We start from the raw sequence: 14,182 nt of genomic DNA, 5'->3' as shown, positions 1-14,182 counted from the left end.
GTCAGCGCGCTTCGGCGAGCGCCTTCACGATGCGCGGCAGCGAGACGGGTTCGGCGGTGCCGAGCTGCTGGGCGAACAGGCTCACGCGGTACTCCTCGAGAAGCCACCGCGCGTGGGCGAGGCCGGGCGCGGCATCGGAGCCGGCGGGGATCGTGCCGCCGGCATCCGTGTACGCTGCGGCGGCGCGTTCGTATTCCGTCAGCCGCTGCCGGTCGCGTCCGGGGGCATCGGCGAGTGTCTGCACGCGCAGGAGCGCGCCCTGCAGGTAGCGGGGGAGATGCGCGAGGCGGGCGAGGCCCGTCTGCGAGACGAATCCGGGGTGGATGAGTCCCGCGAGCTGGGACTTGGTGTCGCCGAGCGCGGCGAGGAGGGTCATCGAGTTCTGACCCTTGATCGCCCGTTCGACGTCGCGCTGTGCCGTGAGGATGCGGGCCGTGAGCGACACGGCCTGGAAGAGGTCGTCGACGACGGAGGCTGAGAACGCGTCGCGCGCCGCGGCGAACTGCGCGGCCGTGCGCACGCCGTCCGGTGCGACGCGCGCGAGCACGGCGTCGGCGACGGCGACGCGCGCGTCTTCGATGAGCGCCTTCGCCGACGGATAGGGGGATGCCGCGAGCGACAGCTTCTCGGCCGCCGTGAGGTGATCGAGGACGTACGCGGCCGGCGAGGGCACGGCGAGCAGGAGCAGCCGTCGCACGCCCGCGTGGGTGAGGCGCGCGGCACGCTCGGGCGTCGCCTCGATGCGGAGGGCGACGGCATCCTTCTCGTCGACGAGCGCCGGGTAGCCGCGGACGACGCCGCCGGCGACCTTCGTGTCGATGACGGCCGGCAGTTCCTCGGGCAGCGCGGTGAGGTCCCACGTCGTGAGACCGGTGCGTTCGGTCAGCGCCGGGCCGGCGGGGTTGACGGGAGCGGGGCTGCTGCCCGGCGTGCGCGCCGCCGCGACCCGGTCGGTCGGTCGCGGCTCGCGCGTGAGCGTGCGGGCGACCGGCTCGCGCGCCCGGCCCGCGAGCCGGGCCTGCAGGTCGGCGAGGTCGCGCGAAGTGCCGGCCGTGCGCCCGCGGTGGTCGACGGCGCGGAAGGTCACGAGCAGGTGCGGCGGTACCCGTTCGAGCTCGAAGTCGGCGGCGGTCACGGGCTGATTGGCGACGCGCTGGATGCGCGCGGCGAGGGCTGCGGTCAGCGACTGCGTGGGGAGGCCCCGGTGGTGCTCGGGACCATCGCCGGCGAGCTCGTCGCCGAGCTTCGCGGCCCAGTCCGCGGCGGGGACGACGTGCCGCCGGATGCTCTTCGGCAGCGCGCGCAGGAGCGCCGTGATCAGTTCCGCGCGGAGCCCGGGCACCTGCCAGTCGAACCCGTCGGGGCGGAGCGCCGCGAGAAGCGGCAGCGGCACGACGACGCTGACGCCGTCTTCCGGGTCGCCCGGCTCGAAGCGGTAGGCGAGCGAGAGCGTCTGGTCGCCCTGCTCCCAGCGTCCCGGGAAGGCGCTCTCGTCGGTGCGCGACGAGGCGTCGAGCAGATCGGCCTCCGACATGTCCAGCAGGCGCGGGGTGCGCGCGGATGCCTCTCGCCACCACGCCTCGAAGGAGCGCACGTCGACGACGTCCGGCGGGATGCGCGCGTCGTAGAAGCGGAAGACGGCCTCGTCGCCGACGAGGATGTCGCGCCGACGCTCGCGTTCCTCGACCTTCTCGAGGCGTCGGCGCAGCTCCAGGTTCCGCCGCTCGAACGCCGTCAGCTTCTTGTCGAGGTACTGGACGTTCCACTCGCCGTCGACGAGCGCGTGGCGGAGGAACAGCTCGCGCGCCTGATCGCGGTCGATGCGGGCGAGCTGCACGCGCCGGCGCGGGATGATCTCGACGCCGAAGAGCGTGACCTTCTCCGCGGCGACGGCGGCGCCGGCATCCTTCGACCAGTGCGGGTCGCTGAGCGTGCGGTGCGCGAGGTCTCCTGCGGGTTCCTCCGCCCACGCGGGGTCGATCGCGGCGACCGTGCGGCCGTACAGGCGCGAGGTCTCCACGAGCTCGGCGGCCATGACGGCGTCAGGGGACGCTTTGCGCAGGGCCGATCCGGGGAAGATCGCAAAGTTCGCTCCGCGTGCGCCGCGGTAGGCGGCGAGGGGTTTGCGCTTGTCACCGGGCTTGGTCTTGGAGGTCGAGCGCGTGTCGAGGACGCCGATGTGGGAGAGGAGCCCCGCGAGGATCGCGCGGTGCACGAGGGCGGGGTCGGCGGTGACCTCGCTCGGCGCGCCCTTCACACCGAGCAGCTGGCGCAGCTGACGGTGCACGTCGAACCATTCGCGCACGCGCACGTAGTTCAGGAACTCGGCGCGGCACAGGCGCCGGAACGCGCTCGAGCCGAGATCGCGCTGCTGCTCCTGCAGGTGGTTCCAGAGGTTCAGCAGCGTGAGGAAGTCGCTCGTGGGGTCGGCGAACCGCGCGTGCGCCCGGTCGGCCTGCTCGCGCGCCGCGCCGTCCTCGGCGGACGGCCGCTCGCGGACATCCTGGATCGACAGTCCCGCCACGATCGCGAGGACGGGCGCGAGGACGTCGAGGCGGCGCGCCTCGAGCAGCATGCGGGCGAAGCGCGGGTCGATCGGGAGGCGCGCGATCTCGCGCCCGATCTTCGTGAGGCGCCGCTCGCGCGTGCCCGTCTTCACGCCCGCGCCGGTGACGGCGCGGAGCTCCGTCAGCAGCTCGAAGGCCGCTTTGACGCCCCGGCTGTCGGGCTTCGTGAGGAAGGGGAACTCCTCGATGTCGCCGAATCCGAGGGCGAGCATCTGCAAGATGACCGAGGCGAGCGAGGTGCGCAGGATCTCCGGCTCGGTGTACTCGGGCCGCGAGGCGAAATCCTCCTCGGAGTACAGCCGGATCGCGATGCCGTCGGAGGTGCGGCCCGCGCGCCCCGAGCGCTGCTGGGCGGATGCCTGCGAGATCGCCTCGATCGGCAGTCGCTGCACCTTGGAGCGCACGCTGTACCGCGAGATGCGGGCGGTGCCGGCATCCACCACGTAGCGGATGCCGGCGACCGTCAGGCTCGTCTCGGCGACGTTCGTCGCGAGGATCACGCGACGGCGCACTCCCGCGACGCGCGACGGCTCGAACACCCGGTGCTGCTCGGCCGCCGAGAGCCGTCCGTACAGGGGGAGGACCTCGGTCGGGCGGGTGTCCTTCGCGTACATGCCGCGGACGGCATCCATCGCATCGCGGATCTCCGCCTCGCCCGGCAGGAAGACGAGCACGTCGCCGTCGGCCTCGCGGTCGAGTTCGCGCAGCGCCGCGAGGAGGGTGTCGACGTCGTCTTCCGAGCCCTCCTCGGCGACGGGGGAGCGGTAGCGGATCTCGACCGGGTACGTCCGGCCCGAGACCTCGACGATGGGGGCGGGCGTGCCCTCGGCATCCGCGAAGTGACGCGCGAAGCTCTCCGGGTCGATCGTCGCCGAGGTGATGATGACCTTCAGGTCGGGGCGTTCGGGGAGGATCCGCGCGAGGTAGCCGAGCAGGAAGTCGATGTTGAGCGAGCGCTCGTGCGCCTCGTCGACGATGATCGTGTCGTAACGGCGCAGCAGCCGGTCGCGGTGGATCTCGTTGAGCAGGATGCCGTCGGTCAGAAGCGCGATCTTCGTGTCGGCGGAGACCTGATCGGTGAAGCGCACTTTGTAGCCGACGGCGCCGCCGAGCGGCACCTGCAGCTCCTCGGCGATGCGCTCGGCGATCGTCCGCGCCGCGATCCGCCGGGGCTGGGTGTGGGCGATCTTCGTGCGGCCGAGTTCGAGGCAGATCTTCGGCAGCTGCGTCGTCTTGCCCGACCCGGTCGCGCCCGCGACGATCACGACCTGATGCCCCTCGATCGCGCGCGCGATCTCGCCGCGGGCCGCGCTGACGGGCAGCTCCGGCGGGTAGGAGATCACGGGTTCGGCGGAAGGCATAGCCCTCCATCGTAACCGCGCGCGGTCACTGTCAGGTCGTCAGACCCATCCCTGCATCCAGTTGTGCAGGCGGTAGAACTCGTACGGCACCTGCATGCCCGACCACAGCGGATACCAGAAGATCGACAGCAGCACCGCGACGGCGAGGAAGACGATCACGATCCGCTGGCCGACGAGGCGACGGCGCACCGAGCGGGCGACGGATGCCGCGGCATCCGCGGCGGTCAGCGGCGGCGCCGGGTCGTCGAGACGCTGCGGCGACGCGATCTGCCGCAGCGCGAACGTGAGGGCGAGCAGCAGGAACGGCCAGATGACGATCGTGTAGAACTGGAAGATCGTCCGCTCGGGGTACACGAACCACGGCAACCACGTCGACGCGATGCCGACCAGGACGAGTGCCTTCCGCCAGTCCCGGTCGAGCACGAACCGGTAGATGAGGTAGATCATCGCCGCGATCGACGCGTACCAGAGGAGCGGGTTGGGCATGGAGTAGAGGATCTCGAGGCATCCCCCATGGCCTGTCGCCGGGCACCCACCCTGGCCGTTCTCGGTGGCATTGGCGTACATCGAGGTCGGCCGCCACAGCAGCGCCCACTGCCAGGCGGGACTCTCGTAGCTGTGCGGCGAGGTCATGCTCGTCATCGAGTTGTAGATCGTCTGGTGGTACTTCCAGAGGCTCTGCAGGCTCAGCGGCACCCAGCTGAACACGCCCGTCGCGGGGTTCGCGTCGGCCGCGTGACGGTCGTAGCCGCCATCGCTCGTGAGCCACCCGATCCACGACGCGAGGTACACGACGAGGGCGACGGGCACGAGCAGGACGAAGGAGACGAGGCCCTGCCGCACGGCATCCGTGGGCCAGAACGTGACGCCCAGGCGCCGCCGCTCGAGCGCATCGGTGACGACGAGGTACAGACCGATGGCGGCGAGCACCCAGACGCCCGACCACTTCACGGCCGTCGCCGCACCCGCCGCGGCTCCCGCGGCGATCACCCACGGGCGGTTCCAGACGATCGCCCCCCACGGCACAGGCTCGCCGTCGGCGCTGCGCGCGACGGTCGCGGCGGCCAATCGGTCGAGCGCCTGTCGTCGGTCGAGCGCCGTGAACCAGAACGCGAGCAGGATGAAGAACGCCAGAAAGATGTCGAGCAGCGACACCCGGCTCATGACGATGCCGAGTCCGTCGATCGCGAGGAGGAACGCGGCGACGCTCGCGAACACCGTCGAGCGCGTCAGCGTCCTCGCGAAGAGGAAGAGCAGCAGCACCAGCGCCGTGCCGAACAGCGCCGCCGAGAAGCGCCAGCCGAAGGAGTTCTCCGGGCCGAACAGCGCCATTCCCGCTCCGATCAGGAACTTGCCGAGCGGGGGGTGCACGACGAAGCTCGGATCGGTGAGGAAGATGTCCGTCTCGCCCGCGGCGAAGCGTGCGTCGGCGCCCGCCGGCCACTGCGCGGCGTAGCCGAGGTTCCACTGGCTCCAGGCATCCTTCACGTAGTACGTCTCGTCGAAGACCAGGGCGTGGGGGTGGCCCAGATTCCAGAAGCGCAGGATGCCGGCGAGCGCCGTGATGAGTGTCGGCGCCAGCCAGGCGTAGAGGCGCTCGAGGCGAGGGTCGGCGGCGACCCGTGCGCGCCACCGGTCGTAGCGCGATCCGCGCGCGGCCGGGAGGAGGGGCGGGGCGGTCGTCGTCACGGGCACCAGCCTATGCTGGGGCCGTGATCATCCTCGCTGCAACCCCGATCGGGAACCTCGGGGACGCGTCGGCCCGTCTCGTTTCGGCCCTCGAATCGGCGACGGCGGTGGCCGCGGAGGACACCCGCACGACCCAGCGCCTGCTGCGCGCGCTCGACATCGCCAATCGGCCGACCCTCATCGCGCTGCACGACCACAATGAGCGCCAGCGTGCGGCGGAACTCGTCGCCCGCGCGCGGGACGAAGATCTGCTCGTCCTCTCCGACGCGGGGATGCCGACGGTCTCCGACCCGGGATACGCGCTCGTCACCGAGGCCATCGCGCAGGGCGTCGAGGTCACGGCGATCCCGGGACCGAGCGCGGTCGTCACGGCGCTCGCCATCGCCGGGCTGCCGACCGACCGGTTCACCTTCGAGGGTTTCCTGCCTCGGAAAGGCGGCGACCGGCGCCGCGCGCTCGGCGCGCTCGCGGCCGAGCCCCGGACGATGGTCTTCTTCGAGGCGCCGTCGCGCCTCGCCGAGACCCTCACCGCGATGGCGGACGCGTTCGGCGCCGAGCGGCCCGCCGCCGTCTGCCGCGAGCTGACCAAGCTCCACGAGGAGGTCGTCCGCGGCGGGCTCGGAGAGCTCGCGGCGTGGGCCGCGGAGGGCGTCCGCGGCGAGATCGTCGTCGTCGTGGGCGGCGCCGTCGCCCGCGCAGTGTCGGCGGACGACGCGCTCGTGCAGGTGCAAGCGCTCGTCGCGTCGGGCGTGCGGTTGAAGGATGCCGCGGCAGAGGTCGCCGCACAGACCGGGTTGAGCTCGCGCGACCTGTACCAGGCGGCGCTCGCCGCTCGGTGACCGGGGGCGAGTCGAGACGGCGTCCGCGGGGTCACTCGGGCGGGGCGCCGAGGGCGGTGAAGGCCTCGGGGTCGAGGTCCTCCGACGCGGTGGACGCGGGCGGCGCCGAGACGCCGGGGAGGGCGAACGCGGCGAACGCCGTGCCCTCGGCACGCACGCGCACGGCGCCGTCCGGCTCGACGCTCACAGATGCCTCGCCGAACAGCGACTGCGCGGCATCCGCGCCCACGATCAGCGGCGCAGGGATCACGGCATCCACCCCGCCCCGCGTCGCGACGACGAGGACGCTCTCGTCGGCGCTCTCGCGCACGAACACGACGGCGTTATCGTCGACGTGGAGCCACCGGAGGCCTCCCGTCGACAGCGCCGAGTGCCCGCGTCGCAGCGCGATCAGGTCGCGGTACAGCGCGATGCGCTCCGCGACCTCGGGCTCGCCGGCACGCTCCCAGGGGATCGGGGTCCGGCTCATCTCACCGTCGACGGCCTCGAGACCGAACTCGTCTCCCGCGTAGACGACCGGGATGCCGGGGAGCGTCATCGACAGCCCGAGGGCGAGGGGCACGGCGCCCGGGGACGCATACGTCGCGAAGCGTGCGGTATCGTGCGTGTCGAGGGCCGACATCGTTCCGCGCTGCACACGCCACGGGATCTGGCTCGTGAACCGGCGGAACTGGTCCACGAACTGGCGTGCGCTGTACCGCGGCATCCCGGTCGGCAGCCCGAAGAACCACATGTCCTCGCTGAGCTCGCCGTGGAAGCCGTAGTGCGGGATGCGCCGCGGGTCGGCCAGCCACGCCCACACGCCGCGGGTGAAGGCCGGGTACGTCATGCCGCCGTGCCACGCGTCGCCCTGCAGATCGGATGCCGCATCGTTCGTCGACTCCGCGAGCAGCAGCGTCTCGGGATTCACGTCGATCATCGTCTGCCGGAGCGCCTGACGGACCTCGGCGTTGTGGTCGATCCGGCCGAGGCGGCCGGTCATGTTCGCGACGTCGATGCGCCACCCGTCGATCCCGTACGGCGGCTGCAACCACCGGGCGACGACCGAGCCCTCACCGTCGACGAAGCGGCGACGCAGCTCGTCGCTCGACCAGTCGAACTTCGGCAGCGTGTCGGCGTCGAGCCACGTCTCGTACGTCTCGTTCGCGTCGTCGTGGAAGTAGTAGAACGCGCTCTCGGGAGCTTCGGGATGGCGGTGCGCGGCGCGGAACCACTCGTGCGCGATGCCGGAGTGGTTCGTCGTGAGGTCGCCGATGATCCGGATGCCCCGGGCGTGCGCCGCCTCGATGAGCCGGCGGTATGCGTCGTCGCCGCCGAGGACGGGGTCGATGGCGTCGAAGCGCGAGGCGTCGTAGCGATGGTTCGACTCCGCGGGGAAGATCGGCGTGTGGTAGAGCGCCGTGACCCCGAGAGCGGTGAGGTGGTCGAGCTTCTCGGCGGCGCCGTCGAGGTCGCCGCCGTAGAACTGGTGGCCCCGCCCGGGGTGCACCGGGTCGAGCGGCTCGTCCCACGCCGCGGGGATCGCCCACGCGGGCGTGGGCCGCTCATCCGCCGCGGCCGAGCGCGCGAAGCGGTCGGGGAAGATCTGGTAGAGGATCGTGTCCTCCATCCAGGCGGGCGGCGCGTTCTCGGCGACGAGGGCGAAGTCCTGCCCGTCGAGCGCGTCGATGTCGGTGAGGCCGGCCTGGTTCAGGATCTCGACGCGCCCGTCGGCGAGGACCAAGTGGAACCGGTAACCGTGCCGGGGGTTCGCGACGACGATGCGTGCCGTCCACCACTCCCACCCGTCGACCGCGCCGTCGCGGGACGCCTCGACCCACGCCGGTTCGTGATCGGGGTTCGAGCGGACGAGGACGCGCTCGACCGGGCCGTAGCCCCCGCGCGGCGACACGGGGACGCGCAGGCGGACGGCGACGTCGTCGCCGATCGCGGGTGCGGCATGCGAGACGTACAGGGGCGAGCCGTCGTGGTGCGGGCGGCGTGCGGCATCCATCATGAGAGGACCTCCGGGTAGGTGCCGACTCCGACGTCGGCGAGATGCGACGTGGTTGCACGCGACCGCGTGACAGAGCCCCTCAGTTGTGGTTCCAGTCTACCGCCGAGCGGTCACCGGCGCGCCCCGACGTGGATGGCGACCGCGCCGTCGGCAGGCACCGTCGTCGTGACTTCGCCGCCCGACACCGTGACGGTCGCGCCCGCGCAGCCGGATGCCGAGGCAGCGCCGGCACCGCCCGAGACGACGTCGCAGTACTCGCCGTCGGGAAGGCCGGCGGGAATGGTGGCGTCGGCATCTTCACCCGACGGGTTCACGAGCAGAAGCGCCCGTCCGTCACGCTCGAACCCGTACACGTCGCCGTCGGAGACACCCGCGAGGCGGGGCGCGTCGCCGGCAAAGCGGCGAAGTTCGAGGAGGCCCGCGATCGCCGTCCACGCCTCGGTGCAGATGCCCTCGCCGTCGGCGTAGGAGTCTTTCGGCCCGCTCACCCCGGCGCAGTCCCACCCGAGCGCGCGCCCCGAGGCATCCTGCGCCGGTCCTGCGTCGCGGTCGGTGAAGGCGTAGCCCGAAAAGACGACGGGAGTGCCGTAGTCGTCGGCGAGCATGAGCGCGTTCGCAATCAGGTAGAGGCCGCCGTCGCGGTACGTGAGGGATGCCTCGCCGCGTTCGGTGTCGTGGTTGTCGATGAAGACCACGGCGCTCTCGGACGGCACGTGCAGCGGGCGCTCGTCGCCGAGCTCCGGATCGGTGACGACCCCCGCCTTCAGGCCCGGACCGAGGTCGCGCGCGTACTGGAACTCGAACACCTCACCGAAGCCCGTGTACTCCTCGGGCTGAATGGGCTCCGAGCCCGCCCCGCGGATCACCTCGCTCATGATGACGGTGCCCTCGGGCGGTGCCGACACGATCGCCTCGACGTCCTCCGCGGCCATGTGCTTGGCGGCGTCGATGCGGAAGCCCGCGACGCCGAGGTCGAGCAGGTGCGTCAGGTACCCGTCGATCGTCTGCCGGACGGATGCCGAGGACGTGTCGAGGTCGGCGAGGTTCACCAGCTCGCACGTCTGCACCTGCTCGCGGGACGAATAGTCGGCGATGTCGTCGTCGGCGGTCAGGCCGCAGTGGTGAAAGTCGCCGTCCTCGTAGAGGCCGGGGTAGGAGTAGTGCGTGAACGCCGTGCCGCCCGTGCCCGTTCCCGACTCGATGCCGGCCATGTGATTGATGACCGCGTCGGCGATGACGTCGACGCCCGCCGCATCGCAGCGCGCGACCATGTCGGCGAACTCCGCCTCTGTGCCCAGGCGCGAGTCGAGGTCGTACGAGACGGGCTGGTAGCTCGTCCACCAGGCATCCCCCGTGATGTGCTCCTGCGGGGGAGAGGTCAGCACCCACGCGAACCCCGCGGGGCCGATCGTCGTCTCGCAGTCCTCCGCGATCGAGATCCACGGCCGCTGGAACAGCTGCACCCCGACGTCGGGCGCGGAGGGCGCAGCGGCGTCGCCGCCTCCTGGCGTGCACGCCGCGAACCCGCCGACGCCGAGGATCAGCACCCCCGCCGCGGCGAGCGCGCGCGTACCTCTCATCGCGTCACTCCAGGCACCGGACGGCGTGCAGCGGTCACTTCACCGAACCGGCGGTCAGGCCGCCGACGATGAAGCGCTGGAGCGACAGGAACAGGGCCATCGGCAGGATCGCGGCGAGGACGGCGCCGGCGGCGAAGACGCTCCAGTTGCGCGCGGTCTCCTGCGACACGAACTGGTAGAGCCCGACCGCGAGGGTCTGCTTGTCGGGGTCGACGAGGATGACCGAGGCGATCAGGTAGTCGTTCATCGTGCCGATGAACGAGAGCAGGCCGATGACCGCGAGCACGGGGGCGACCAGGCGCAGGATGATCGTGAAGAAGATGCGCGCGTGCCCCGCGCCGTCGATCTTCGCCGCTTCGTCGATGGATGCCGGAACCGTGTTGAAGAACCCGTACATGAGGAACGTGTTCACGCCCAGCGCGCCGCCGAGATAGACCATGATGAGGCCGATCTGCGAGTTGAGCCCGAGCGCAGGGAACACCTCGCTGATCGCCGACATCAGCAGGAAGATCGCGACGACCGCGAGCAGCTGCGGGAACATCTGCACGAGGAGGAGAGTCAGCAGGCCCGCCCGGCGACCGCGGAAGCGCATGCGCGAGAACGCGTACGCGGCGAGCGCGCAGAGGACGACCGTGAAGAACGACGTCGTCAGCCCGATGAAGATCGAGTTCACGAACCACGCGCCGTAGGGGCGCAGCGGGTCCTGGAAGAGGGCGATGTAGCTGCCGATGTCGAAGTTCGAGAACAGGCTGTTCGCCGTCAGCAGGGTGCCGCCGGGGTTGAGTGACGCGGACAGCACGTAGACCAGCGGGAACCCCGAGAAGACGATCATGACGATGCCGACGAGGTGGCGCCACCCGGTCTCGCGGAACCAGCGACCGAGCGGGCGGCGGGGCTCCTTGGCGCCGGGGACACCGGCATCCCCCCACTTCTTCTTGCCCGCGTCGCCGCCGTCGCCGGCGGACGCGGTCACGGGTGCCACGGGGACAGCTTCTTGGATGCTCATGTCAGTTCAGCTCCTCGAGGACCTTGGTCTGGCGGAAGCTCAGGTACGAGATGACAGCGACCAGCACGAAGATGATGATCGAGAACGCACTCGCGAGCCCGTAGTCGCGCTCGGCTCCCACGAACGCCACCTTGTAGACCATCGAGATCAGGATGTCGCTGTGTCCGACGTTGATCGAGGCGTCGGGGATCCGGGGGCCTCCGCCGGTCAGCATGTAGATCAGGTTGAAGTTGTTGAAGTTGAACGCGAACGACGAGATCAGCAGGGGCGCGACCGCCACCAGCAGCAGCGGGAACTTGATGTAGCGGAAGATCTGCCACACCCCCGCGCCGTCGACCTTGCCGGCCTCCTGGATGTCCTCGGGGATCGACTGGATCGCACCGGTCGTCACGAGGAACATGTAGGGGTAGCCGAGCCAGAGGTTGACGATCAGGATCGACACCTTCGCGAGGAAGGGGTCTTGCAGCCAGGGGATGGATGCCCCGCCGAGCAGCGTCTGGTTGATGAATCCGAAGTCCTGGTTGAACATGCCCGCCCACACGAGCGCCGACAGGAACGCCGGGAACGCGTACGGGAGGATCATCACCACCCGGTAGTACTTCTTGCTCTTCATCCGCGGGTCATTGAAGACGATCGCGAGGAACAGGCCCAGGACGAAGGTCGTCGCGACCGACAGGATCGCGAAGGCGAACGTCCAGATCGTGACGGCGATGAACGGCCCGCGAATCGACTCGGTCGTGAAGGCGCGGACGAAGTTGTCCATGCCGACCCACACCTGCCAGCCCGTCGCGAGGGTCTGCCCGTCGTCGGATTCGAACGACCCGTTGCCGTTGTCGTGGTAGACGACGTCCGTGTCGGTGTTCGTCATGGTCCCGGCGTCCGCGTCCCACACGAGGGTCGAGATGTACTGGTAGGCGACGGAGCCGTCGCGCGTCTGCAGCGTGCCGTCGTTCGGATCGTCGGAGAAGGGGACGGCGAGGGTCGTGATCGCACCCTGGTTGGCGACGATCTGCCCGAAGTCCAGCGTCGTGTAGCCGGGGAGCGAGACCGCCTTGTCGCCGCTGAACTCGGCGTCGGCGGCGGGTTCGAGCGGGCGCTCCTCGCCGCCGATGAGCGCATCGCCGTCGGGGTCGGTGACGAGGAAGAAGTACGTGCCGTTCTGCTCGACGATCGACAGCGGGTAGGTGGGGGAGTCCTCGACGCGCTGCTGGTTCTGGATGAGGAGGGCGTTGACGGCATCCTCCTTCGTGGAGATGTGCCCGGACCCGTAGTTGGTGAAGGCGATGTAGATGCAGAAGAGCACCACGAAAATCTGGAAGACGAAGAGGAAGACGAGGCCGGGCGTCAGGTACTTGGCGGGGAGGAGGCCCGGCTTCAGGTAGATGACGTTGATGGCGAGGATCGCTGCGGCGATCAGGAGCGGTACGAGAAAGCCCGAGCCGATGAGGACGAGGATCGCGTAGATGCCCATCGCGTCGATGATGCCGAGGCAGACGATCTTGACGAGCCAGACCTTCCAGCCGGCGCCTGCGGCTTCGGCCCAGGCCTCAGCGCGCTTGCGCTTGCGGCGGGCGGCGCGCTCTTCGGCGGTGGTGTGAGTGCGCTCGGTCTCGAGCGTGGGGCCGGTCATCGTCGTCGACTCCTGTCGGGCGGATTCATGCTTCTGCGGGTAAGAGTGCAAGAGAGGGGGCGGCGTCCGCAAGGGACGCCGCCCCCGTCAGGTTCAGCCGAGCTTGGACTTGATGGACTCGGCCATCTTGACCCAATCACCGGCCGGGTCGGACGAGCCCTTGATGAGCGCGGCCTCGGTCTTGCCCCAGTCGTCCCACACCGAACCCATCTCGGGGATGCTCGGCATCGGGACGGCGTTCTGGCCCACCGCGGCGAAGCCCGCGATGATCGGGTCGGACTGCGCCGCCTCGAACGACTCGGTCAGTGCCGGCGGACGGCCGCCGGCCTCGAACAGCTTCGTCTGCACGTCGGCAGTCGCGATGTAGTTCACGAGGAACTCGTTCGCGATGAGCGCGTTGTTGCTCTTCGCGGACAGGAAGAACGCCTGCACGCCGGCGAACGGTGCGGCCGTCTCGCCGCCCGCGCTCGGGATCGCGTCGACCGAGACGTCGATGCCGGCCGACTGCGCGTCCGCGACGTTCCACGGACCGGTGAGGAAGTACGGCGACTTGCCGGCGTTGAAGGCTTCCTTGGCGAGGTCGCCCGAGAGGTTCAGGTTCAGCACCTTCGTGCCGGTGTCACCCTGCGCCGTCAGCCACGTCGCGAAGTTTTGGCCCGCCTCGTCGCCGATGGTCAGCTGCGACGCGTCGTAGGAGCCGTCGTCGTTGCGCGCGAAGACCGAGTTCCCGAAGGAGGTCTGGAACGGGTAGAGGTGGTACGGGTCGGATGCCTGGGGGTCGAGGCCCACGACGAACGGGTACTCGGTGCCTGCGGCCTGGCCCTTCGCGATCATCTCGTCGAAGGTGGCCGGCGTCGAGTCGGCGAGCGCCGTGTTGCGGAGGATCGCGATGTTCTCGATCGCGTAGGGGAGGCCGTACGTCTTGCCCTCGTAGGTGACGGCCTCGACGGTGACCTTCTCGAAGTCCGCCGACTTGTCGCCGAGCTCGACGGGCGCGACGATGCCGTCCTTGACGAACGCGCCGATCCAGTCGTGTCCGCCGATCGTGATGTCGGGGCCCTTGCCGGTCGGGACCTGCGCCGTGAACTCGTCACGGATCTTGCCGTAGTCCTTGACGACGAGGTTGACCTTGACGCCCTTCTCCTGCTCGAACGTCTTCGCGACGTCTTCGAGCGCGCGGGCGCGGTCGGCGTCGACCCAGACGGTCAGCGAGCCGCTCGCGGGCCCTTCGTCGGTCGGGGAGGTCGTGCCGCCGCTGCTCGAGCAGCCGGCCAGGGCGAGGATGCTCGCCGCCACGACCATGCCCGTCGCGAGCATGCCCTTCTTCTTCACCTTCATCGGTGTGCCTCTCTTCATAGTGGCGGCAGGCCGATGGTGCATCGGCCGCGTCGCCTGTGCTGTCACCGCGCAGAATGCGCGCAGTGTCATTCTGCGCTCCGTGAGCCGATCGGTGGTGCGTTCGTTACCGAACTGTGACCGGTCACAGTATTTGTGGTCTGACCAAGATACCACGC

Annotated in this window: 8 protein-coding genes; 1 reads left to right on the top strand and 7 read right to left on the bottom strand. The window is 70.2% G+C overall.

Features of this window, described 5'->3' with window-relative positions; translation table 11 throughout:
- Position 1: 1 nt before the first annotated feature.
- Positions 2-3,928, bottom strand: a complete 3,927-nt coding sequence (gene hrpA / locus AC3ENQ_RS03095) for an ATP-dependent RNA helicase HrpA (RefSeq protein WP_431801561.1) — start codon at positions 3,926-3,928, stop codon at positions 2-4.
- A gap of 39 nt (positions 3,929-3,967) precedes the next feature.
- Entirely contained in the window at positions 3,968-5,617 is a 1,650-nt protein-coding gene (locus AC3ENQ_RS03090) for a dolichyl-phosphate-mannose--protein mannosyltransferase (RefSeq protein WP_431801559.1), read from the bottom strand.
- Between the two features lie 23 nt (positions 5,618-5,640).
- Here AC3ENQ_RS03090 and rsmI point away from each other — a divergent pair, with 23 nt between their 5' ends.
- Positions 5,641-6,456 carry a 16S rRNA (cytidine(1402)-2'-O)-methyltransferase gene (gene rsmI / locus AC3ENQ_RS03085; RefSeq protein ID WP_431801557.1) on the top strand — a complete coding sequence of 272 codons (816 nt, stop codon included), beginning with the start codon at positions 5,641-5,643 and terminating at the stop codon, positions 6,454-6,456.
- A 31-nt stretch (positions 6,457-6,487) separates the two neighbouring features.
- Here the strand turns inward: rsmI and AC3ENQ_RS03080 are convergent, their stop codons facing one another.
- The 5 genes from AC3ENQ_RS03080 to AC3ENQ_RS03060 all read right to left on the bottom strand — a co-directional run bounded on the left by AC3ENQ_RS03080 (position 6,488) and on the right by AC3ENQ_RS03060 (position 14,006).
- Positions 6,488-8,452 carry a glycoside hydrolase family 13 protein gene (locus AC3ENQ_RS03080; RefSeq protein ID WP_431801555.1) on the bottom strand — a complete coding sequence of 655 codons (1,965 nt, stop codon included), beginning with the start codon at positions 8,450-8,452 and terminating at the stop codon, positions 6,488-6,490.
- 110 nt (positions 8,453-8,562) lie between these two features.
- A complete protein-coding gene (locus tag AC3ENQ_RS03075; RefSeq protein WP_431801553.1) occupies positions 8,563-10,032 on the bottom strand; it encodes an alpha-amylase in 1,470 nt (489 codons plus the stop codon).
- Positions 10,033-10,066: 34 nt separating this feature from the next.
- Positions 10,067-11,014 carry a sugar ABC transporter permease gene (locus AC3ENQ_RS03070; protein ID WP_431801551.1) on the bottom strand — a complete coding sequence of 316 codons (948 nt, stop codon included), beginning with the start codon at positions 11,012-11,014 and terminating at the stop codon, positions 10,067-10,069.
- A 25-nt stretch (positions 11,015-11,039) separates the two neighbouring features.
- Entirely contained in the window at positions 11,040-12,668 is a 1,629-nt protein-coding gene (locus tag AC3ENQ_RS03065; protein ID WP_431801549.1) for an ABC transporter permease subunit, read from the bottom strand.
- Between the two features lie 93 nt (positions 12,669-12,761).
- Positions 12,762-14,006: a sugar ABC transporter substrate-binding protein gene (locus tag AC3ENQ_RS03060; RefSeq protein ID WP_431801547.1), complete on the bottom strand. Its 1,245-nt coding sequence runs from the start codon at positions 14,004-14,006 to the stop codon at positions 12,762-12,764.
- Between the last annotated feature and the right edge of the window lie 176 nt (positions 14,007-14,182).

The organism is Microbacterium sp. bgisy203 (assembly GCF_057706945.1).
The sequence above is the reverse complement of the archived record's forward strand: the minus strand, read 5'-3'. Positions and strand labels throughout refer to the sequence as shown.

What these genes read in the sequence shown, in the direction of transcription:
- hrpA (WP_431801561.1), bottom strand. Translation starts at nt 3,928, where the DNA reads ATGCCTTCCGCCGAACCCGTGATCTCCTACCCGCCGGAGCTGCCCGTC.
- AC3ENQ_RS03080 (WP_431801555.1), bottom strand. Translation starts at nt 8,452, where the DNA reads ATGATGGATGCCGCACGCCGCCCGCACCACGACGGCTCGCCCCTGTAC.
- AC3ENQ_RS03075 (WP_431801553.1), bottom strand. Translation starts at nt 10,032, where the DNA reads ATGAGAGGTACGCGCGCGCTCGCCGCGGCGGGGGTGCTGATCCTCGGC.
- AC3ENQ_RS03065 (WP_431801549.1), bottom strand. Translation starts at nt 12,668, where the DNA reads ATGACCGGCCCCACGCTCGAGACCGAGCGCACTCACACCACCGCCGAA.
- AC3ENQ_RS03060 (WP_431801547.1), bottom strand. Translation starts at nt 14,006, where the DNA reads ATGAAGGTGAAGAAGAAGGGCATGCTCGCGACGGGCATGGTCGTGGCG.